The sequence below is a fragment of the Alphaproteobacteria bacterium genome (genome assembly GCA_035625915.1).
In the GTDB taxonomy this organism is placed as follows: Bacteria; Pseudomonadota; Alphaproteobacteria; order JACZXZ01; family JACZXZ01; genus DATDHA01.
Map to the genome: position 1 here is coordinate 1 of DASPOR010000024.1, position 22,137 is coordinate 22,137.

Consider the following 22,137-nt stretch of genomic DNA (forward strand, 5'->3'; position numbering starts at 1 on the left):
CTCAAAGCAATTGACGGTCGGCCTGAACGATCTGTCGACGCAGGTTGACGGAGTCATCGCCGACGGTGGAGCGGCAGGTGGCGCGGGTGGTTCGCTCATCAAAGTCGGCTTGGGCACATTGACCTTGAATGGTGACGATACCTATTCCGGCGGCACCACAGTAAGTGGCGGCACCATAATCGTCGGCGACCTTTCACATCCCAGTGCCGCTCTGTCCGGCGGTGGACCTGTTTACGTCGCGCAAGGCGCCACGTTCGGCGGATATGGCAGCGTCACTGGATCGGTCACCAATGACGGCACCGTCGTAGCCGGTAACGCAACGCCGGGATTTAGTGGCATGCCTATCGGCACCTTCACCATTATCGGCACGCTACTCAATCGAGGTACGGTGAACCTTGCCTCCGATCCGATCGTCGGGAACATTCTGCTGGTTCAGGGCAGTTATGTCGGCGCCAGCGGCATGCTGAATCTGAACACCGTGCTCGGAAGCGACAACTCGCCATCCGATAAGTTGGTGATCAGCGGCGGTACCGGAACCGGAAACACATCGGTGCATATCAATAACGCCGGCGGCCTTGGGGCGATAACTCAGGCCAATGGTATTCCGGTCGTGCAGGCAATCAACGGCGCAACCACCGCGACGGGTGCGTTCGCGCTCGCCGGCGAGGCGCGCGGTGGCGATATCGACTACGAGTTGTTCCAGGGAGGGCTTAACGGCAGCGACCCGAATGACTGGTTCCTGCGTTCGAGCATTATGGTACCGCCCATACCGCCGGAGCCGCCGGAGCCAGGGCCGCTCCCGCCCGACCCGCCGCCGGATCCTCTGCCGCCCGGCGTCTACCCGATAATCGGGCCCGAGCTTGCGACCTACGGCGTGGTGCAGCCGATTGCTCGCCAGCTCGGTCTCACCGTGCTCGGCACACTGCATGAGCGTATCGGCGACACGCTCACCCTCGCGAATACGGGATCGCCGGCGAATGACGGTACCGACTTCGGTGGCTCGGGGCGTTCCGCCTGGGGCCGCTTCTTCGGGCAGCAAATCGAAAACCACTACCAGGCCTTCGCCAATCCGAGTGCGGACGGCCGGCTGGTCGGCTTCCAGCTCGGCTACGATCTCTTTCGCGGAGATCTGATCGCCGACCACCGCGATGTCGCGGGCGCTTACTTCGCCTATGGCAACAGCAACATGGGCGTGAACGGTCTGGTCACGAATGCGGCGGCGAACTCGTACGTCCAGAGCCACACGGGATCGGTCGCGTTGAATTCCTATTCCGGCGGGCTTTACTGGACGCATTATGGCCCGGGCGATTGGTATCTCGACGGCGTTCTGCAAGGCACGCACTACACAGGGAATGCCACGACCGAGTTCGCCAATCTGCCGACCGTCGGCAACGGCTTTGCCGTCTCGCTCGAGGCAGGCTATCCCGTGCCGCTCCCGCTCGGGCCGCACTTCGTGCTGGAGCCGCAGGCGCAGATCATCTGGCAGCATGTCGGCTTTCAACAGGGCAATGACGGGTTGGGCGAGGTGGCACTCGGCACGACCTCGGGTGCGACGGGGCGACTCGGCGTGCGCGGTCAGTGGACCATCGAAGACGAAGACGGGCAGGTCTGGCAGCCCTATGCGCGAGCCAATGTCTGGCGCGATTGGGATGCGCGGGCGACGACGACCTTCTCGGGCGTCGACCAAGTGCCGCTCGATGAGCAGGCGACGCGCCTCGAATTCGCGGGCGGATTGACGGTCAAGCTCAACACGAGTTTTAGCCTCTATGCACAGGCGGGTTATCAATTCGCCATCTCTCCAAGCGACGCCCGCCGCGACGGCGTGAAAGGCGATATTGGCGTTCGTTACACTTGGTGAGGGCATTCAGTCGTGCCGGGCAATCTGGCTGGCCAAAGTGTCCCTTCCTGTCATTTATCGGAATTGCCATTCACGCTGCCGAATGTTCGCATTCAGTGGCAAGGCGGACTGACATTCAGTGAATTTTGCGAGCGCATGTCCTAGTGTGGCTGCTACAGCATTGCCACCGATGGAGCGCCCGATGACCGTCAAGATCGAGAGGAACGGGCCGGTCACGACAATCGTCATGCACCGGCCCGAGGTGAAGAACGCCGTCGATCCAACCCAAGCCCGCGCGCTTCATCGCGCGTTCCTCGCCTTCGACGCCGACCCGGACGCGGCGGTGGCCGTTTTCTACGGCGACAACGGTAGCTTCTGCGCGGGTTACGATCTCAAAGCACTTTCGTCGGGGGAAGGCGCGGACTGGACCGACGAGATCGTATTTTCCGACGACCGAAAGGCGCCGATCCCGCCCGGTCCCATGGGTGCCTCCCGGCTCGAGCTGTCCAAGCCGGTGATTGCGGCGGTCGAGGGGCCGGCCGTCGCCGGCGGCACCGAACTCGCACTTTGGGCGGACTTCCGGGTGATGGCGGTGGACGCATATTTCGGCATTTACTGCCGGCGCTGGGGCGTGCCGCTGATCGATGGCGGCACCGTGCGCCTGCCGCGCCTTGTCGGCATGGGCCGCGCCCTCGAAATCATCCTCACGGGGCGAAAGGTGCCCGCCGAGGAAGCCTTGCGCATCGGCATGTGCGAATATGTCGTCCCCCACGGTGAGGCGCGTGCCAAGGCGGAAGCGCTCGCCATGGAAATCGCTCGCTTTCCGCAGCAGTGCGTGCGCGCCGACCGTGCTTCGGTCTATCGCCAGCAGGGCCTCTCCCTGATGGAGGGCATGCGCAGCGAATTCGCGGGCAGCCTCCCCGTCGTCCGCGCCGAATCGGTCATGGGTGCTGGACGCTTTGCGGGCGGCAAGGGAAGGCATGGCGATTTTCGGGAGATTTGAGGGGTGATCTTTAGCGCCTGCTTCGGGCAAACTGTTCTTACGCTCGAGGTCGACCCCGTCTAAAATCCTCGCGACGTGGTGCACCGGGTCGGGGGATGCCGTGGACGCGGCCGGTACATATTCGCTCGCCGATATAAAGTCGCTGGAGACGCCGAAAGCGTTGCGGGCTGCAATCCGCCGCGGACAATACACGGGTCACACGACTGGCTTGGCGCCAGGATCGGTGCAGGGCAACGTGGTGATCCTGCCGCTCGGGTGGGCCGAAGAGTTCTTGCGCTTTTGCGAGGCCAATCCCAAGCCATGCCCGGTGCTGGCCGTCGGCGAACCGGGCTCGCCGTCCCTGCCCCATTTGGGCGAGGACATCGACATCAGGATCGACGTGCCGCGCTACCGCGTATTCCGCGAGGGCGTGGAAGTCGAAACGCCGACCGACATTGCCCATCTTTGGCGCGACGATTTCGTCACGATCGTGCTCGGCTGCTCATTCACGTTCGAGCATGCGCTGCTCGATGCAGGATTGAAGATCCATCACATCGATGCGAACAAAAACGTGCCCATGTACGTGACGAATATCGAGACTGTTGCGACGGAACGCTTCAAGGGCCCAATGGTCGTCACGATGCGCAGCTTCAAGCCGAGAGACGCCATCGCCGCCGTTCAGATCACGTCGCGCTATCCGAAAGTGCACGGCGCACCCATCCATATCGGATTCCCCGAAGCGATCGGCCTCCACGATCTGACGCAACCCGACTTCGGCGACGCGCCCGACCTCGAGCCAGGCGAGCTGCCGGTCTTCTGGGCCTGCGGTGTTACACCCCAACTCGCCCTCGAACGAGCGCGTCCGCCCCTTTCGATCACGCATTTTCCCGGCCATATGCTCGTGACGGACATCCAAAACGCGGACCTGGTTTCATCCTCGTGAGCCGATCCGAACGAACGAAGCCTTCCGGGTGAGCGAGCACCGCTTTCACGATCGGTCGAGCCGAGCCAAGCAGAGCATCCAATACATGCCATTGCCACAACCGCGCCCGGGCCGGCGTGCGGCACTTGCCGCAGCGACCCTCATGATGTTTTCGATTGGAACGCTCTTCGCGTGGAGCGTTTTCGTCGACCCGTTGCAGAACCTGTTCGGCCAATCCCGGGCGGCGGTGAGTGCAGTGTTCTCGATCGCCACCGCTGGATACATGCTGGGCCTGTTGGCCGGGGCGCTCCTTCGGCGCCGCTACGACCGCCCTGTTTTGGCAGCACTTACCTTTCTGCTTGCCTCCTGCGGCATCGGCCTGTCCGGTCTTTGGTCTTCCCTTTGGGCCGTGTGGATCGGCTTCGGTGCGCTCTTCGGAATCGCGAACGGCATCGGCTATGCGCTCAGCCTTGAGACCGCACAAGATGCAATGCCCCATAGGCCGGGCCTGGCAACCGGATTCGCGGTCACATCGTACACGGTAGGCTCGCTGATCGCCGCCCCCTTGTTCGGCTGGGGAATTGCCCACGTGGGACCCCTAAGCACTCTTCGCGCCACGGGGGTTCTGATGGTGCCAATAGGCGTTGCCGTCGTCGCCATGCTGCTTGCCTCGGCGTCAGCGCGCGATGTCAATCATCGCGTTCCAATGGAACCGGGCCGTCGAACGGCCAGCTTATTCTGGCTGCTATGGTCCGGCGTGCTGTTCAGCAGTCTCACGGGATTGCTGGTGCTTGGGCACGCGGCCGCAATCGCGCAATCGGTCGGTCAATCCGCTGAATTGTCGGCTTTCACGGTGAGCCTCGTCGCGGCGAGCAGTTGTGCGGGCCGATTGGCGGGCGGCTGGGCGGGCGATAAGGGCTCGCCCACGCGACAGGCGAGCCTTTTGCAAATTCTCGGCGGCGCCGGCGTGCTTCTCGTCGCCGTCCTTCCCGACCCCGCCATGGCCGCCGCCGGCCTGGCACTTGCCGCCGTGGGCTATGGCTGGATGGCGAGTGCCTACCCCATCATTGTCACGAAATTATACGGAATCGAGAGCTTGACGATCGTTTACAGCCGTATCAACACCGCGTGGGGCATCGCCGGGATCGCCGCATCCTATGCCGGCGGGTTCCTCTTCGACATGTTCGGCAGCTATCGCCTTGCCCTTGCCTTGGCTGCTGCAAGTGCTGTCTGTGCCGCGATATCGCTCGGGCTCGTTAAAATCGCGAGAACCGGCCCGGAAACGGGGAACGAGCTTTCCTGACGATCCATCCGTCAGCGGGCTAAGTGACCTTTCAACCGAGCGCGCCCCGGATGTCGCTTACGACCCGCCGTTCTCGGCCAGGGGGTCGAGGCCGAGCTGACCGAGATCCGCGCGCAGTCGCGCTGGATCCTTGGAAGCAAGCGCTGCCTCGATCGCACCATGGGCCGCCTTCCATAGCGGATATGCCGCGGCGAGGAGTGCTCGACCCGCGGGCATGAGGACGAGGCGTCGGCTGCGTCTGTCCATTTCGTCGACCCGGACCTCGACGAGGCGACGGCGTTGAAGCGATTTCAGGACCGCGGTCAGCGTGGTCCGGTCCATTCCCAGGAGTGCCGCGACTTCCCCCATTACCGGCGGATGGGGCCGGTTCAACGACATCAGCAACGAGAACTGACCGTGGGTGAGGCCGAGTGGGCGAAAGACCCCATCGAACCGCCGCGCCAGCGCACGGGCAGCACGCTGCACATAGAGGCAAAGGCAGCTACTACGGACCTCAATCGTCTTCTCGAACGGGAAAGAAGATCGCACCGTCGTTCGCCTTGGCGCTCGCGTGGAAATGCGCGTTGACATGGGTTAATTATGTTGATATCAACGTATTTGTCAAGAGACGGAGGAGGATATGACCAAGATGAGTTCAGTCGTGCATTTCGAGATGCCCTACGAAGAGCGGAATCGGATGGCTAAATTCTACCGGACCGTCTTCGGCTGGCAGACCGAGATGCTGGGTGAAGAGATGGGTAATTACGTACTTGCCACGACGGCTGAGATGAACGGGTGCGCCCCCAAGGAACCAGGCCGAATCAATGGTGGATTCTACCCCAAAAAGGCTGAGTGGCCGGCGCAATACCCATCCGTCGTCATCGCGGTCGAAAACATAAAAGCGGCGATGAAGGGCGTGAGCGAAGCGGGTGGGAAAGTGCTGGGAGAGCCGATGGAAATTCCGGGTATTGGCCAGTACGTCTCTTTCTTCGACACAGAAGGCAATCGCGTGAGCATGCTGCAGCCAAAAGCGCGCGATTAAAGCGAAGCGAATGGCGCCAATCCGGAAAACAAGCTCACGCCCCTGGCCCGACCACGGGGCCGGAAAGGCGCCATAATTCGCAACACTTCGAAGAGCCCGGTTTTCGGGTACGCCCCGCCGTAACGCTTCTCAGCGCCCCTTCCCTATTCCCCCTCCGGAATTGAAGGGTATATTAACGCGAGCGAAACGATGGGGTCCGCGCGTCATGAGCATTGCCGCAACGAAAACTGCACCGGTTGGTCTCGCAAACGAGCCGATACTGCTCCGCAAGGACGCGGACGGCGTCACCACGCTGACGCTGAACCGTCCGAAGCAATACAACTCGCTGTCGGAGGCCATGCTGGACGAGCTTCTGGCGGCATTCGAGGCGATCGCGAAGGAAGAGCAGGTGCGTGTGGTCGTCCTTGCGGGGAACGGTGCGGCCTTTTGCGCCGGGCACGATCTCAAGGAGATGCGCGCAAGGCGGGATCAGGATTATTACCGCGCCCTCTTCGCAAAATGTGGGCGCATGATGCAGGCGATCACGCACCTGCCCCAGCCCGTCATCGCCCGCGTGCACGGGATCGCGGCTGCGGCGGGATGTCAGCTCGTCGCGCAGTGCGATCTTGCGGTCGCGTCCAAGGCGGCGAAGTTCGCGACCTCTGGCATCAACGTTGCCCTTTTTTGCTCGACCCCCGCCGTGGCCCTCACGCGCAACGTGACGCGCAAGCAGAGCTTCGAAATGCTGATGACGGGCGAATTCATATCGGCCGACGAAGCGGTCGAGCGCGGCCTCGTCAACCATGCGGTCGAGGCCGAAGCGCTCGACGAGGCGGTCGCCACGCTCGCCCGGAAGATCATCTCCAAATCGCCGGTCGCGGTCCGGATGGGCAAGGCCATGTTCTACAAGCAAAGCGAGCTTGGCCTCGCCGCGGCTTACGACTATGCGGGCGAGGTGATGGCGTGCAACATGATGGCCGAGGACGTCGCCGACGGCATCGACGCGTTCGCGTCGAAGAAGCCCGCTCCCGATTGGAAGGGACGTTGAGCGGCATCCGTCCCCCTCCCCTCACCCGACGGCCGAGGTTTAGAGACCCATGAGCGACGTGATCGACCGCGAAAACTATTCCGACGAATACCTCCTCGACATCCTGAAGAACAACCGTGTTGTCGCCATGGTGGGGGCGTCCCCCAACTGGAACCGGCCGAGTTCCTTCGCGATGAAATACCTTCAGTCCAAAGGCTACCGCGTCATTCCCGTGAACCCGGTCGCACTCGGCCAGGAAATCCTCGGCGAGAAAGTCTATGCGAATCTCAAAGAAATCCCCGTCAAGGTCGACATCGTCGATATCTTCCGGAGATCGGAAGCGGTACCGCCGATCGTCGACGATGCGATCGCGATCGGCGCCAAGGTCGTGTGGATGCAGCTCGGCGTCCGACACGACGAGGCGGCCGCCAAGGCCGAGCGAGCAGGCCTCAAGGTCGTGATGAACCGATGCATGAAGATCGAATTCGGCCGCCTCTCGGGCGAGCTGTCCTGGAGCGGGATCAACTCCGGCATCATCTCGAGCAAGCGGCGCAAGCTCATCGCGTGAGCGGCAGGAAATCCGGGGAAGGGTATCGGGCATGACAAAAAGGAACGACGCCTACGGCTTCGAGACCCGTGCGATCCACGCAGGGGCGCAGCCCGATCCCGTCACGGGTGCGCGCAACACGCCGATCTACCAAACCAACGCCTACGTGTTCGACGATGTGGATCACGCCGCCTCGCTCTTCAACCTTCAAACCTTCGGCTATATCTACACGCGCCTCACGAATCCGACCGTTGCGGTCCTCGAGGAGCGTGTCGCGAACCTCGAGGGCGGGCGCGGTGCGGTCGCGTGTGCGACCGGTCACGCATCGCAGCTCCTCGCCCTCTTTTCCCTCATGCAACCGGGCGACGAGTTCATTTCCTCGCGCTATCTCTATGGCGGCTCGATTACGCAATTCGTCCACACCTTCAAAAAATTCGGCTGGCACGTGCATCTGGTCGACCCGCACGACCCGGAAAACTTTCGTCGCGCCCTCACCCCCAAATGCAAGGCGATCTTCGGCGAGCAGCTCACCAACCCCGGCGGGGTCGTGATCGATCTCGAAGCGATTGCCAAGATCGCCCACGAGGCGGGCATTCCCTTCATCGTGGACAACACGATCGGCAGCCCCTATCTCTCGCAGCCACTCGCGTGGGGTGCGGATATCGTGACCCATTCGATGACCAAATTCCTCGGCGGGCACGGCACCTCGATGGGCGGCATCGTGGTCGAGTCGGGCAAGTTCGATTGGGGACAAAACGACAAATTCCCGACCATGACCCAGCCGGACCCCGCCTATCACGGCCTCACCTTCTACGAGACCTTCGGCGACTTCGGCTACACGATGAAGACGCGCGCCGTTGGCCTGCGCGACCTGGGGCCGTCGCTCTCTCCGCTCAACGCGTTCATGATCCTGACCGGCATCGAGTCGCTTCCGGTGCGCATGGAGCGCCACGTTTCGAATGCGCAAAAGATCGCGGATTATCTCGAAGGCCACCCGGCGGTCGCGTGGGTTTCCTATGCCGGCCTCAAATCGAGCCGCTATTACGAGCTTGCGAAGAAGTATCTGCCCAAGGGTGCCGGCTCGGTCTTCACCTTCGGGGTCAAGGGCGGCTACGAGGCCGGTGTCAGGGTGGTCGAGAACGTGCAGATATTCTCGCACCTCGCCAACGTCGGCGACACCCGCTCCCTCATCCTCCACCCGGCTTCGACGACCCATCGCCAACTGACGGACGAGCAGCGCGCCACTGCTGGCGCCGGGCCGGATGTCGTTCGCCTCTCGATCGGGCTCGAGACCGTGGAGGACCTCATCCGCGACCTCGATCAGGCGCTTGCCATCGCTCTGCGACGCGGGAAGAAGGCCGCCGAGTAAGCGTCCCCACGCGACACCGCCAAGTGCCGGCGCATAAAAGGCCGTCGTCAGGTTCCGGTAACGTAGATTTGAAGGCAGGCCGAGACGCTCGCGACAATATTAATATAGAGGAAATTCGCGTGAGCCGGGGCGTCGTAAGATGACGCGCGGGCGTGAGCGTTGTCGCAAATTGCAAGTGTTGTCGCTAATCGGATGATCCCATGACCTTCACAATTCAAGTAAACGGCGTCGCTCGCACGGTCGATGTCGACGCTGACATGCCGCTACTTTGGGTGTTGCGCGACGTTCTGGACTTGAAAGGCAGCAAATTCGGCTGCGGTGCCGGCCTGTGCGGCGCCTGCACGGTGCATCTCGACGGCGAGCCTGTTCGCTCTTGCTCGACGCCCGTGTCGAGCGTGGGCGGAGCGGCGGTGACGACGATCGAGGGAATCGGCGACACGTCCGTGGGCAAGCGTGTGCAGACGGCCTGGCTCGACGTCGACGTGGTGCAATGCGGCTACTGCCAAGCCGGGCAGATCATGTCCGCCACGGCACTTCTGTCGAAGACGGCGCATCCGACCGACCAGGACATCGATGCGGCGATGAGCGGGAATGTCTGCCGTTGCTGCACCTATACGCGCATCCGTGCCGCGATCAAGAAGGCCGCAGGCATGCGCACGGCCGACATGCGGACCCTGTGAGGGAGGATGCTGTGACCATGCGCGCCAATCTCTTATCCGCATCGATGCTTCAGCGAAGCACATCTCGCCGCGGCTTCCTTAAAGTCAGCGCTGCTGTCGGCGGCGGCTTGCTGCTGCACGCGACGTTCCCGCCATTGGCGCGCGCCGCGGCGGCTTCATCGTCGCCCGATGAAAGCGCCAGCGCCATCAACGCCTATGTTCGCATCGCACCCGACGGCATCGTCACCATCATGTCGAAGAACCCGGAGATCGGCCAAGGCATCAAGACGATGCTGCCGATGCTGATCGCCGAGGAATTGGACGTCGATTGGGCAAACGTGAGGATCGAACAGGCGATGCTCGATCCGGCAAAATACGGCCGCCAATTCGCGGGTGGCAGCATGGCGACGCCGCTCAACTGGGAACCTATGCGCCGCGTCGGCGCGGCCGGTCGGCAGATGCTCGTCGCCGCGGCCGCCGAGACCTGGGGCGTGCCGGCCGCGGAATGCAGAACGGCGTCGGGCATCGTCAGCCATTCGGCAAGCGGGCGAAAACTGAGGTACGGCGCCCTTGCCGCAAAGGCGGCATCCCTGCCGGCACCGGACATGATGCGTGTCGCCCTCAAGGACTCGAAGGACTTCAAGATCATCGGCCAACCGATCCACGGCATCGATAGCCCGCTCGTGGTGACGGGAAAGCCATTGTTCGGCATCGACGTGAAACTTCCCGGCATGCTTCACGCCGTTTTCGAAAAGTGCCCGGTCTTCGGCGGCAGGATCGTGAGCGCCAACATCGACGCGATCAAAGCGCTTCCGGGGATTCACGACGCCTTTATCGTGAAGGGCGGGACCGATCCCCATGGGCTCGTCGACGGTGTTGCCATCGTGGCGGAGAGCTGGTGGACGGCCAATCGTGCGCGGGAGACGCTTAAAGTCGTTTGGGACGAGGGTGTAACCGCATCGGACAGTAGCGTCGAATTTGCACGCCGAGCGGCGGAACTCGCCAAATCCGCCCCTGCGCAATCGCTGCGCCGGGACGGCGACGTCGACACCGCACTCGCCGGTGCTGCGCATGTCGTCGAGGCTGCTTACGCCTATCCGTTCCTCGCCCATATTTCGCTCGAACCTCAGAACTGCACGGCGCACGTTCATGACGGGAAGGCCGAGCTTTGGGCGCCAACTCAGAATCCGGGACCCGGTGCGGAGCTGGTTGCGTCGACCCTGGGCATCGCCGTGAGCGATGTCACGGTGCGCATGACAAGGTGCGGCGGGGGCTTCGGCCGTCGCCTGCGCAGCGACTTCATGGCCGAGGCCGCGTCTATATCCAGGGTAACGGGCACTCCCGTAAAGCTGCTTTGGAACCGGCAGGACGACATCCAGCACGACTTCTATCGGCCGGCGGGCTTCCATTTCTTCAAGGGCGGTGTGGACGCGAGCGGCAAGCTGATCGCCTTGCGCGACCATTTCGTGACCTTCGGGCAAGGCGACCAGGTCGCGGACTCCGCGACGATGGATCCCGGCGAATTTCCTGCACGGTTCGTCGAGCATCTCGACTACGGCATGTCGATCCTGCCCTTCGGTGTGCCGACGGGCCCGCTCCGCGCACCACGATCGAACGCGATGGCTTTTGCGTTTCAGGCCTTCATCGACGAGCTGGCCCATGCCGCGGGCAGGGACCCGGTCGAGTTCCGCCTGGCGTTGTTAGGCGAGCCGCGCGCCCTGCCCGATCTCTCCCCACAGAAAAATCCACTGCGCAGCTTCGATACCGGCCGCATGCGCGCGGTGCTCGAACGCGTTGCGCAGAAATCCGACTGGGCGAAGCGCAACCTGCCCAAGGGCAGCGGAATGGGTGTTGCGTTCTACTTCAGCCACCTCGGCTATTTCGCTGAGGTCGTGCAAGCAACCGTCGCACCTTCGGGTAGCGTCAAGGTCGACAAAGTGTGGATCGCGGCCGATGTCGGGAGCCAAATCATCAACCCCAGCAATGCGGAAAACCAAGTCCAGGGTGCGGCCCTCGACGGTATCGGTGCCGCACTCGGCCAGGCGATCACTATCGAGCGGGGCCGCACGGTTGAAAGCAACTTCGACACGGTCAAGCCGCTTCGCATCGATCAGGCGCCCCCGGTCGAGGTTCATTTCCTGACCACCGACCATCCCCCGACCGGTCTCGGGGAGCCAGCATTGCCGCCGGTGATTCCGGCCCTCTGCAATGCGATCTTCGCGGCGACCGGCAAACGGATTCGTAAGCTGCCTATCGATCCTGCCGAACTCAAACAAGCATAGCGCGCATCCGTTCAAGCGCCCGATCGCTGAGCCGTTGGATGCATCGTCGTTCGATCCCGACATGGGCAGGATTTGCCGAGCGGCATCTTTTGCTTCCTCTGCCGCATCGCAAACTTGACCATTGACGGCCGATCCGACGGCGAAGGTACACGCGCGCGAAGCGCTTCTCATGCGCCGTTCGGCGTTTTGCGCAGTCCCGCACCGCTGTGGCCCCGCTTTTGCTCAGTCCGTCGCAATAGTGCGTGTGCGGCGTGAAAACGCTTCGCCTAGGGAATAGGAACATGTCCGTTGCCGGCGTTTCAGGCTCCCCCCTTCTGCCGCTGCTCTCGACGCAAGCCGAGGGCCTGACGTCGTCCGGATCCACTCAGACGTCGTCAACCGCGACGGGGCTTGGATCCGACCCGGCCTATCTTCTTTCGCTCGGTCAGCAACAGGCCGAGAGTGCGCTCCTCGGCTACAACCAGCTCGGTCAGTTGGTCAATCAAGCCGGCCAGACGCTCAGCCAGCTCAACCAGACGGACCCGTTCTTGACGATCGATGCCAGCAACGATGCTCCGCCCCCGACGCAATACGCCGTCGACGTTCAGCAGCTTGCCCAGGCGCAAAGCCTGATGAGTGCCGAATACCCGGATGCCGACCAAACCGTGGTGGGGACCGGCGCGCTCACGATCCAGCTCGGCGCCTATGACGCCGCGACCAACAGCTTTACGGCCAATGGATCGCCGGTCGTCGTCGACGTTCAAGACGGCACCCTCAACGGCATCGCGAGCGCTATAAACGAGGCAAATGCCGGTGTGACGGCATCCGTTGTGCAAAGTAGCGATGGAAACGACCGGCTTGTCATCGCCGGCAACGATACGGGTGCCGCCAACGCCTTCACCGTCGGCGGGATCCCCGCACTCAGCTACGATCCGACCACGGCGTCGACCGGTGGGCTCGAGATGACCGCGACGGCGCAGGATGCGGCATATACCGTGAATGGTATCGCGCAGACTTATCCGTCGAACCAGAATGTGCCGATCGCCCCCGGCGTCGTGTCAAATCTCACAGCCCAAGGCACCATGACGGTATCGGCCCCGTTCGGCCAGCAGCAGGCTGCGGCGGCAGCGAGCGGCCTCGCAAGCGCTTTCAATTCGCTCGTACAGAGCATCGACCAGTCGATCGGATCGGGCGGAGAATTGAACGCGGACTCGAGTGTGGCATCCGGCCTCGCCGAGGCGCTGAGTGCAATTACGACCACAACGTTCGGCGGCGGAAAGAGCCTTGCGGACATCGGGATCACGACCCAATCGGACGGCACCCTCACGGTCGACGCACAAACGCTGCAGTCGGCTTACGCATCCGATCCGGCCGGCACGAACGCGGTGATTGCTCAGGCGTCGGCGGCCATGCAACAGGCGATCGGCGGATTCGAGGGTCCGGATGGCAACATTGAATCGCAAACGCGAGCGCTTGCCGCGATCATGTGCCGGGGTCCGTCGCTTGCCGATTTCCTGTCGGCGGAGTCGAGTTCCACGAGTACGGCATCGCCGTTTTCAATCCTCGACCCCACATCGTTATTGTCCGGACAGTCCGCGTTGGGACAAAACACGTCAGGCCAAACCAATTCAGGCCAACTCACCGCCGCGGCGGTATTGGCGCTCGCCCAAAGCGATCCCTCGCTTGCCAACGCACTCTCGGCGGATGCAGGCACGCCCGTCGCCCCCACGTCGCCGTTGCCTGTTCCCGGCCCCACATCTTAGCACGCATTCGCGAAATTCCTGAAACGCGGGATTTCGAAATGCCGTTAGCGGCATGAAAGCGCCTCTCAGGTGCGCGACGTTCGACGCCAGGGAAAGCCGTTCGGATATCGCTTGCGCATCGCCGCGTTGCCTCGCACGAAGAATTCGGCGCTCACGGAATCCGGCCCGCTGCCGGCAGTGTAGTTGACGGTGTAGTCGCCGTTGGTGTCGAAGTGCGGCCGCTGCTTGAGCAGATGACTGCATAGTATGGCATCGGGCGAAAAGATGTCGCGCGACCGGCGATGAAATTGCGGACTGAACTGGACCGCAATATCGCGTCGCAAAAGATAACAGTTCGTGTCGACGAGGTGAGCGGCGGGATCGATCCATGTGGGCCATTTTCCGAGGCTCTCGCAATCGTCCTGAGTGACCAATCGGCCTTCCCTGTCGACGATGTTGCGCAGCGCATGAGCCCATTCGAGGCCTCGGCTCTCGACCAACGCCATCAAGCTCTCGATGTGGTGCCGCTCGAACCAGTTGTCTTCGTCGAGAAATGCGACATATCGGCCGGACACAAGATAAACGGCAGCACCGTAGATGCGATGGCCTTTGAATCCGTCGGCACCGGTGTTGAAGGGTAGCGCTACAAGATGACAGGGACGGCGCGGCGTGCGCGGTAAGGCAGCACGCGCGGCCACCTCGCCTTCCCTCCCGTCGACCACGACGAAGTGATCCAGTCCGGAATAAGTCTGGGCTTGAACGCTTTCGATGGCGCGAGCGAGTGTCGCGGAACCGGTGGTTGGCGTGATGATCGAGACGAGGTATCGCTCCTCGAACCGTGCGCGGCGTGACAAGGCGGTGCGAAGTGCGCCTTGGGCGGCCTCGTGGCCGAGGCGCAGATCGATGGCGCGATCCAATGCTTCGACCGCCGCATCGACGGCACCGGTTTCGAGAAGTGCCAGGCCGTGAAAGTATTGGTAGTCGGCGACCCGAGGTGCTAGCTCGACCGCTCTCCGAGCATGGTGGACCATGCTTTCGAAATCGCGATCTCGCCTTCCGATCTCAGCAAGCAGTCCATAGACCTCGGGGCTTTCCGAGTTGCTCAGGATCTGCAGGCAAATGGCCCTCGCCGCCGACAATTCTCCCTTTTCGACCTGCGCTATGGCGTCGAGTAGACTAGCCATCGCCGTCAGCTCACCGAAGCTTCCGCCGCGGATTCCCTCAGCGCCGAGCGGAGCCCTTTCGCCATTACGTTCCCCGACTTGCCGCCGCTACGATGCTCACGCGCAGCACCCCTAATTCGGTCAATCACTGGTACGCCCGACGGCCGTCCGCCCTGCGCGATGACATTGCCGCCTACACGCGCCCGCACGCCAAGCGCATCCGGAGGCCAAGCGTTTGCTGGAATGCGTCGAGGCGCTCCACCACCGCACTTTGCGTCGATGGGTTCGACATCAAAGCCGAGGCCAGTGATAAAGTCAGGCGTCGGCGCGGATTTCGCGAGGGATGCGGCCGTTCGCGCGTCGGTCGAGCAGGAGGTGTGCGAATACCGCGCACATTACGACGGCACCGCCGATAAAGGTCTCCGTCGCGGGTACTTCGCCAACGCCGACCCACGCCCAAAGCGCCCCGATGGGCGTCTCGAGCGTGCCGATGAGTGCTGCCAGGGTCGCCGGGATCAACGGCGAGCCGATGACAAAGAGCATCAGGCCGAGCGTCATCGGGCCCAATCCAAAACCTGCCGCGGCGAGATAGTCCCTCATCGTCAAATCGAACAGATGCCCGGCAAACGGCAAGGCGATCAGGGCGCTTATGATCGTCGAAAAGCAGGCAACCGGAAGCATCTCCACGTTTCGGCTGCGGCGAATTGCGACCGTCATGAGCGCCATCGTCGCTGTTGCGATAACCGCCAGCACGTCCCCCAGACGCGGCCCGGCCGTCGTTGGACCGAGCATTATGCCAATACCCAGCATGACGACGAGGCTCGCCGCCAAGGTGCGAGGCGACGGTCGTTCGCGGATCCAGACCCATGCGATGGCTGCCGTGAAAAACGGCAATGCCGCATAGATCGTCATGCAGTTGGCGACGCTCGTATTCTGGAGGGCCGGAACGAACAGCATGATGGCGCCGGTCGAAAAAATCGTGATCCGAACGCCGGCTGGTCCCATTTGGCGGACGACGCGGAAGGTGTTGGGACCAAAGCGCCAGAAGACATAGCAACCGATGAAAAATGTGCCGAAAACCCCGCGCCAGAACACGATCGTCCACATATCGAACGGCAAAAGCCGCACGAACAGGCCCGCGGCACCCCAGAAGATCGCCGAAAGTAAGACGAGCACGACGCCTCGAACGTGCCGCTGACGCGGTGAGGCAAGATTTGAGGCGGTCATTGCGAGGCCAAGATGAGCTGAATTTGCATCGAGGTGGCTAAAAGGGGTATCCGTCACTCAGCCGCGATCGTGACCGCGGCGCCCACCATCACGGCGGCACTCAATCGGTTCGCGACCCGGACCGCGCGACGGTTCGTCAGAAGGCGGCGCGCACGGGCCGCGAATAGCGCCCAGGCAAGATCGATCGCCATCAGGACAGCTAGCATCGTGAGCGTGAGTTCGCCCCAAGCAAGAAAATCCAAGCGGCCGAGATCGATCATCGTCGGCACGAGTGCGAGGTAGAACACCATGATCTTGGGATTGCCGAGTGTCACCATCAAGCCGGTAAAGAACATCCGCCACGGCTTTGCACTGACCGGCGTCGCGCGGCCCGTGAACGTCGATGGAGCGGACCACATCTTCCAGGCGAGGAATAAGAGGTATCCCACACCGGCGAACTTCATGACGACGAAGAGGGTTGCGAAGGTATTGGCGACAATGGCGAGACCCGTAACGGCGACGGTCAGCCAGATCGCTTCGCCGACCCACATGGCCGCCAGAAACGGCAAGACATCCCGAAAGCCGTTGGTCAGAACCCGGGCGATGAGGGCCGCGATGCTCGGTCCGGGCGAGCCAGCGGCTACGAGCAACGCGGCAGCAAAAATCGTCAGCGCGGCAAAGGTCATGGCCCATCTCCCTCGATAGATTATTTCGCCACGCGCGATCCGTCGAGATGGTTCGGTTTCCAAATACCGACTGGCACGGTTCCGGCCGTTGAAGCGCCCTCGCGTGACGACCGCGCCCGCCGCTTGAGGGCGAATTACGTGCGAACCTCGATCCGGTCGTAACCTCGCAGGCGGTAGATCGCGATGGATGCGATCCAACTGAAAACGAACACCCCGATGATGACGTAACCCAGCAGGCCAAAATTGTCGTTCAAATCGCCGACCGCGTCCCAAAAAGCGCCTTGAAGATTGAATTGGTCGACCATCAGGCCGAGCGTCTCAATCCCCCCGACGACGACGGCCACCAGTACGGACACCAGTGTGATGGTCATGTTGTAAAAGAGCTTGCGAACCGGCTTCATGAACGCCCAGCCGTAGGCGCCGAGCATCAAGATGCTGTCGGTCGTGTCAACGAGCGACATGCCGGCTGTAAAAAGTGCCGGGAACACCAGGATCACCCAGACCGATGTGCCGCTATAGGCTTGAGCCGCCGATATCCCGAACAACGCAACCTCGGTCGCCGTGTCGAAGCCGAGGCCGAAAAGGAATCCGATCGGCACCATGTGCCAACTCCGACTTACCATTCGGAAGAGTGGACGGAAGATGCGCGCCAAGAGGCCGCGGCTGTTTAGAAGGATATTCAGATCCTCCTCGACGAACTTTTCTCCGCGCTTCACGGATCGGAAGGTCCGATAGACGGACACGAATATGAGCAGGTTGACGATCGCGACCACGAAGAGAAAGAACGCCGACACGCACGTACCGATGACGCCGCCAACGGATTTGAATGAATCGAACCGGGATTGCACGGTCGTGGCCGCAATCGCGATCGCCACGGACATCAGGATCACAACGGCCGAATGCCCCAGGGAAAAGAAAAAGCCGACGGCGATCGGCCGCTTGCCCTCCTGCATCAGCTTGCGCGTGACGTTGTCGATGGCAGCGATGTGATCGGCGTCAACCGCGTGCCGCAGTCCGAACGTGTAGGCGAGCACGGCCGTTCCGAGCAGGATGGGATAGTCGTAGAGTGCGGCAAACGCCCAGAACCAGACCAGCAGGTTAGCGGCAATAAGCAGGATATAGATACCGACGATCCGGCCGCGCAGATTTTCAGTACCGTCGTCGCCGATCCTCGAGATGATGCCAAGCATGACCGATGCCCCTCGCATGTGGTTGACACGGAGCGGTCACCGCTTGCGACGGTTCAATCGCATGGCTATGGGATTGTCTCATCGATCCAACCCGCCGCAGATCGCGTCACCGCTCGTGATGGCAGGTCTCCTGGCTCGCGGGTCGCTGCGTGTCGCCGACCTTCCCGGTTTTCCCAGTGGTCGGATTTGGCGACAAGCTCGCCGCTTACAGTTGCGGGGGCAGCCACGGCTTAGGCCCCTTCTGGGTCGTCCGCACCGTGTTCCCTATTAATCCCCTGGAGTCCATCCGTCGGGGAACCATCACGCCCGGACGTTATCGGAGGATGTGCCGCGGCACAAGGTGTCCCGCGAATGGAGTCGCGCTGAACCAAGACATATCACGGGGGCCGGTCCACCGGCCCCTGCTCGCAGGGGCCGATCGTGTTAACATGAGGCGGTCAGATCGAGGCTGCGGGGTGCTTTTCCCTGCCCTAAACAATGAGACTGGGGAAAAATCCGGCACCCCCGGGAGGGCATGGACATGTTCGGCGACATCGAAGGCTACGTGGCTCGAGTCGAGACCTCGGCGCAGCATTGGTTTAGCGACGAGCTTGTCTTCACAAACCTGATCCAAATCCCGGCCGTGATCCTTACCTGTGTGGTGGCATGGCTATTCACGCGCACGTTCGAGCGCGAGCTGGTCGGTTGGGCCGAGCGCGTATCGGCGGAAGGCCACGGGGGACCTGCCGATTGGATCGGCCGTCATCGCGTGGGGATTGCAAACCTCGCGCGCCCCCTTCTTGCGCCCACGATATGGCTGGCGGGCATGTGGCTCGCGATCGTTTTCGGCCGCTCCATGGGTTGGCCGGTCGGCATCGCGCGGATCGGCGCGAACCTGCTGGCGGCCTGGCTGATCATCAGAATCGCGGCCGACCTCGTTCCCTATCCGGCACTCGCCAAAATGATCGCGGTGGCCGCCTGGACGCTCACCGCACTCAACATCCTGGACCTTCTCGGGCCGACGATTCAACTTCTCGACAGTGCGGGTGTTCAAGCCGGCAACTTGCGGATCTCCCTTCTTACCGTCATCAAGGCGGCTCTCTCCCTTGCGATCCTGCTTTGGCTCTCGATGCTGGCGTCGGGGCTCTTCGAGCGCCGCATCACGCGATTTCCCGATCTGACGCCGACCGCGCGAGTCCTGCTCGGCAAGATTCTCAAGCTCACGCTCGTGACCCTCGCCGTGGTCATTTCGCTTGCAAGCGTCGGCATCGACATGTCCGCTTTCGCCGTCTTCACCGGGGCGATCGGCGTCGGCATCGGCTTCGGATTGCAAAAGACCGTGTCCAACCTGTTCAGCGGGATCATTCTCCTCCTCGACAAGTCGATCAAGCCGGGCGACGTGATCCAGGTGGGCAAGACCTATGGCTGGGTCTCCTCGCTCGGTGCGCGCTATGTCTCGGTCGAAACGCGCGACGGGATGGAGTACCTCATTCCGAACGAGGACATCATCACGCAGCAAGTGCTTAACTGGACGCACCAGCATGAGCTCGTCCGGCTGAAGGTGCCGATGCGCGCACCCCTCGACGCTGACCCGCATCAGGTCCTGATGCTGATGAAGGAAGCCGCACGGCGTTCGTCTCGCGTGCTTACCCAACCGCCGCCGAACGCCGTCGTAATGGCCTTCGGCGAGAGTGCGATCGAACTGGAGCTTCGGTTTTGGATCCGCGACGCCAAGAATGGGGTGCACAACATCCAAAGCGAGGTTTTGCTCGAGATCTGGAACCTTTTCCGCGAGCACGGCATCGACATGCCGCATGCGAAGCGCGACATTTATCTGAAAATGGGCGCTCAATCGCTCAAGACCTTGCTGGCCCCGAATGAAGCGCCACTCGCGGGGCAATGACGCACATTGGCAGAGCGACAACGTAGAAAAAGTCCGCGGCACCGCCGTGCCCCTTGACCGGCATGGACGGCTCCCGCCGTGCGCGGCTAAAATGAAGCACGGCTCAACGGCAGGATAACGCACACTTCGTCTTCGGAGGGACGTATGCGCGCGCCCGCTTTTGCCCTGGCGGCTTTGGTGGCGACTTTACCCTTGTCGAATGAGGGGCGCACCGCCGGCCCGCCACAACCTTCCATCAGCTTCGTCACGTGGCGCGATCCGATCGAAGGCGCCTTTACTGTCCGTGTGCCGCAGGGTTGGACGGTCGGCGGCGGCATGCGGCGGGCGAGTGCGATCGATCCGCGCAGCGCAGTTGACGTGCGTTCGCCGGATGGCGTGGTGCATGCCTTTCTTGGCGACTACAGTATCGGCACTTTCGAGGTGCCGGACGCCGCACGCCTTCGGATGGGGATGCGCGAGGGCCAAACCATTCCTGCGGGCCCCAACTCGCCGATGGCCGTAACACTCATGCGTTACATGCCGGGTGCGCAATTCGCCCATCAATATATCCTCCGGCAATGCCGTGACGCGCACATTCTCAATGTGCAGGAGCTGCCCGACGTAGGCCGTGGGCTCGCCGTAGGCGCCGAGGCGCTGAACGCGCAATATCATCCGCGCGTTTCGGCGCGCGCCGCCGATGTCGCCTTCCAATGCGAGAATCGGGAAGGCAAAGTCGAGGTCGGCAGCGTTCTCGCTACCCCGCCGAATGGCGTGGGAATTTCGATGTGGACTGTCCCGCTTCTCGCCGCCTACACGACGACCGACCCCGCCCGGGCGGCGCTCGGCAATGCCGTGATGAATATGCTGATTGCAACCTTCCAATACGACAGGGCGTGGGAAGCGCGCTTCAACGCCCAAGTCGCCAAGGTGACCGGTCACGTCTTAGGCGAACAGAACGCGCTATTGCGTAATGTGCAGGCGCGCGCCGGCCAGCAGGCTGCCGCAAGCCTCAATCACCCGAACGACTTCACGCCATCCTCAGGAGTGGTAAAGCCAGCGGATACGAGCGGCAATAAGACCGTATGCAGCGACACCGGCACTTGCGCGTCCGTTTCGACCGCACACACTTATTATTGGATGAACAATTCGCAGCAGATAGTCCCCGGTCCCGAAACCGGCGAGCCGCCCGACAATAGCGGCGGCTGGTACCCAACCCATTAGGCGAACGGGCGTTCGACGTCGCGCGGTACGCGCTCAAAGGTACGTGCGAATGAAAGCGCCCGCGTGAGCGAGGGCACGGCGTCCCGGTTCCAGATGCGCGTTCCACAGGTGCCATGCATGGATCATGTGCGGCCAAATCTCGAGCGTCACGACCGCGTCGGCTTCGCCTACTGCCGCCGCCAGTCGCACGGCGTCGTCGAGGAGCGTTTCGGCCGATCCAACCTGTATCAGCGTCGGCGATATGCCCCTTAAATCTGCGAATAAGCAGGACACCCGCGGGTCCCTGCGGTCCACAGCACCCCCGAGAAAGGCGTCGGCCAGCTCTTCGAGATAAGCCTTGTGAATGAGGGGATCGACCGCATCCTTGGTGACGAGCGTCGCGCCCGACATCGTGAGGTCGGCCCAGGGGGATACGAGCCAAGCGCACGCCGGCAAGGCCGAATTCGCGTCGCGCAGTCGCAGGATGAGAGCCATCGCCAGTCCCGCACCGGCACTGTCGCCGCCGACCGCGATCCGTTCCGGCGCAATCCCCAGGCGCAAAAGAAAACGCCACGCCGCGAGCGCGTCGTCGAGTGCGGCGGGAAACGGATGCTCGGGCGCCAGCCGGTAGGCGACGGCGAGCGTGCGCACGCCGGCAGCCCGTCCCGCCTCTGTCACCATGCGGCGATGGCTGACGATCGAACCCGAGCAATAGCCGCCGCCGTGGAAATACATCAAGACACGGGCGCTGTCGCTGCCGGGAACGGTCGACCACTCGCCTGGGATCCCGTCGATATCGACGGGCGCGAGCGCCACATCCTCGGCGACCGGCCAAACCCCACCGACTTCATCGATACGCTGCCGGCGCTCCACCCATCCAGCCGGTCGCGGCTTCGAACCCAGCAATGTGCGGATGGCTTCGATTTCGGCCGGTTCCATCATCCGATCCGGTGTCGTCGGGGCGATTACGCCGCTTGAGGCGCGGCAATCGTAGCAGTTCCGTCACTTACCCTAAACCCGTGCCAAACCCATGATAACAACCGACGGCACGTCCGTCATGATCGCAGGACGAGCGGAACGCCGCGGTCGCGCTCAGCACTCTTTATCGGTCAGAGGCTGTCGATGAATTCGATCATCCGCTTGCGCTCTCCCGGATCGGGAAGGCGTCCGCGCATCGCACCG

The 22,137-nt window shown here is 62.6% G+C and carries 19 protein-coding genes and 1 riboswitch; of the genes, 13 read left to right on the plus strand and 6 right to left on the minus strand.

The genetic code is table 11. From position 1 onward, the window contains the following. The 4 genes from VEJ16_02275 to VEJ16_02290 all read left to right on the plus strand — a co-directional run. Positions 1-1,858 (plus strand): autotransporter outer membrane beta-barrel domain-containing protein (locus VEJ16_02275; GenBank protein HYB08480.1); only part of this gene is annotated, 1,858 nt, incomplete at its 5' end. A 181-nt stretch (positions 1,859-2,039) separates the two neighbouring features. Next, complete coding sequence (locus VEJ16_02280) at positions 2,040-2,840, plus strand: crotonase/enoyl-CoA hydratase family protein (protein HYB08481.1); 801 nt, start codon at positions 2,040-2,042, stop codon at positions 2,838-2,840. Between the two features lie 100 nt (positions 2,841-2,940). Beyond that, positions 2,941-3,762, plus strand: a complete 822-nt coding sequence (locus VEJ16_02285; GenBank protein ID HYB08482.1) for a putative hydro-lyase — start codon at positions 2,941-2,943, stop codon at positions 3,760-3,762. A 28-nt stretch (positions 3,763-3,790) separates the two neighbouring features. Beyond that, positions 3,791-5,044 carry an MFS transporter gene (locus VEJ16_02290; GenBank protein ID HYB08483.1) on the plus strand — a complete coding sequence of 418 codons (1,254 nt, stop codon included), beginning with the start codon at positions 3,791-3,793 and terminating at the stop codon, positions 5,042-5,044. A 57-nt stretch (positions 5,045-5,101) separates the two neighbouring features. Here the strand turns inward: VEJ16_02290 and VEJ16_02295 are convergent, their stop codons facing one another. Further along, a complete protein-coding gene (locus VEJ16_02295) occupies positions 5,102-5,614 on the minus strand; it encodes a MarR family winged helix-turn-helix transcriptional regulator (protein HYB08484.1) in 513 nt (170 codons plus the stop codon). 49 nt (positions 5,615-5,663) lie between these two features. On the opposite strand from VEJ16_02295, the gene VEJ16_02300 reads away from it, so the two are divergent. The 7 genes from VEJ16_02300 to fliD all read left to right on the plus strand — a co-directional run bounded on the left by VEJ16_02300 (position 5,664) and on the right by fliD (position 13,670). Next, a complete protein-coding gene (locus VEJ16_02300) occupies positions 5,664-6,065 on the plus strand; it encodes a VOC family protein (protein HYB08485.1) in 402 nt (133 codons plus the stop codon). Between the two features lie 205 nt (positions 6,066-6,270). Beyond that, positions 6,271-7,092: an enoyl-CoA hydratase gene (locus tag VEJ16_02305; GenBank protein ID HYB08486.1), complete on the plus strand. Its 822-nt coding sequence runs from the start codon at positions 6,271-6,273 to the stop codon at positions 7,090-7,092. Between the two features lie 49 nt (positions 7,093-7,141). Beyond that, positions 7,142-7,639 (plus strand): CoA-binding protein, encoded by a 498-nt coding sequence (locus VEJ16_02310; protein ID HYB08487.1) that lies wholly within the window; start codon positions 7,142-7,144, stop codon positions 7,637-7,639. A 31-nt stretch (positions 7,640-7,670) separates the two neighbouring features. Beyond that, on the plus strand, positions 7,671-8,987 hold the full coding sequence (locus tag VEJ16_02315) for an O-acetylhomoserine aminocarboxypropyltransferase (protein ID HYB08488.1): 1,317 nt from the start codon (positions 7,671-7,673) through the stop codon (positions 8,985-8,987). Positions 8,988-9,187: 200 nt separating this feature from the next. Further along, positions 9,188-9,667, plus strand: a complete 480-nt coding sequence (locus VEJ16_02320) for a (2Fe-2S)-binding protein (GenBank protein ID HYB08489.1) — start codon at positions 9,188-9,190, stop codon at positions 9,665-9,667. Positions 9,668-9,684: 17 nt separating this feature from the next. Beyond that, the gene (locus VEJ16_02325) at positions 9,685-11,928 is read left to right on the plus strand and encodes a xanthine dehydrogenase family protein molybdopterin-binding subunit (GenBank protein ID HYB08490.1); all 2,244 of its coding nucleotides are present in this window, start codon (positions 9,685-9,687) and stop codon (positions 11,926-11,928) included. Positions 11,929-12,209: 281 nt separating this feature from the next. Then, a complete protein-coding gene (gene fliD, locus VEJ16_02330) occupies positions 12,210-13,670 on the plus strand; it encodes a flagellar filament capping protein FliD (protein HYB08491.1) in 1,461 nt (486 codons plus the stop codon). A 65-nt stretch (positions 13,671-13,735) separates the two neighbouring features. On the opposite strand, the gene VEJ16_02335 is transcribed toward fliD, so the two are convergent. The 4 genes from VEJ16_02335 to VEJ16_02350 form a co-directional block, all read right to left on the minus strand. Further along, entirely contained in the window at positions 13,736-14,833 is a 1,098-nt protein-coding gene (locus VEJ16_02335) for a glycosyltransferase (protein HYB08492.1), read from the minus strand. A 294-nt stretch (positions 14,834-15,127) separates the two neighbouring features. Beyond that, the gene (locus VEJ16_02340) at positions 15,128-15,988 is read right to left on the minus strand and encodes a DMT family transporter (GenBank protein HYB08493.1); all 861 of its coding nucleotides are present in this window, start codon (positions 15,986-15,988) and stop codon (positions 15,128-15,130) included. Positions 15,989-16,092: 104 nt separating this feature from the next. After that, positions 16,093-16,704 (minus strand): LysE family translocator, encoded by a 612-nt coding sequence (locus tag VEJ16_02345; protein ID HYB08494.1) that lies wholly within the window; start codon positions 16,702-16,704, stop codon positions 16,093-16,095. A 134-nt stretch (positions 16,705-16,838) separates the two neighbouring features. Further along, the gene (locus tag VEJ16_02350; GenBank protein ID HYB08495.1) at positions 16,839-17,894 is read right to left on the minus strand and encodes a HoxN/HupN/NixA family nickel/cobalt transporter; all 1,056 of its coding nucleotides are present in this window, start codon (positions 17,892-17,894) and stop codon (positions 16,839-16,841) included. A gap of 102 nt (positions 17,895-17,996) precedes the next feature. Beyond that, a riboswitch (cobalamin riboswitch) is annotated at positions 17,997-18,211 on the minus strand. A gap of 203 nt (positions 18,212-18,414) precedes the next feature. Here VEJ16_02350 and VEJ16_02355 point away from each other — a divergent pair. Together VEJ16_02355 and VEJ16_02360 are read left to right on the plus strand one after the other, a co-directional pair. Then, entirely contained in the window at positions 18,415-19,776 is a 1,362-nt protein-coding gene (locus VEJ16_02355) for a mechanosensitive ion channel domain-containing protein (GenBank protein HYB08496.1), read from the plus strand. A 144-nt stretch (positions 19,777-19,920) separates the two neighbouring features. Then, positions 19,921-20,976: a hypothetical protein gene (locus tag VEJ16_02360; GenBank protein HYB08497.1), complete on the plus strand. Its 1,056-nt coding sequence runs from the start codon at positions 19,921-19,923 to the stop codon at positions 20,974-20,976. 33 nt (positions 20,977-21,009) lie between these two features. Here VEJ16_02360 and VEJ16_02365 read toward each other — a convergent pair whose 3' ends face one another. Continuing rightward, positions 21,010-21,894, minus strand: a complete 885-nt coding sequence (locus tag VEJ16_02365; GenBank protein ID HYB08498.1) for an alpha/beta hydrolase — start codon at positions 21,892-21,894, stop codon at positions 21,010-21,012. Positions 21,895-22,137 lie beyond the last annotated feature (243 nt).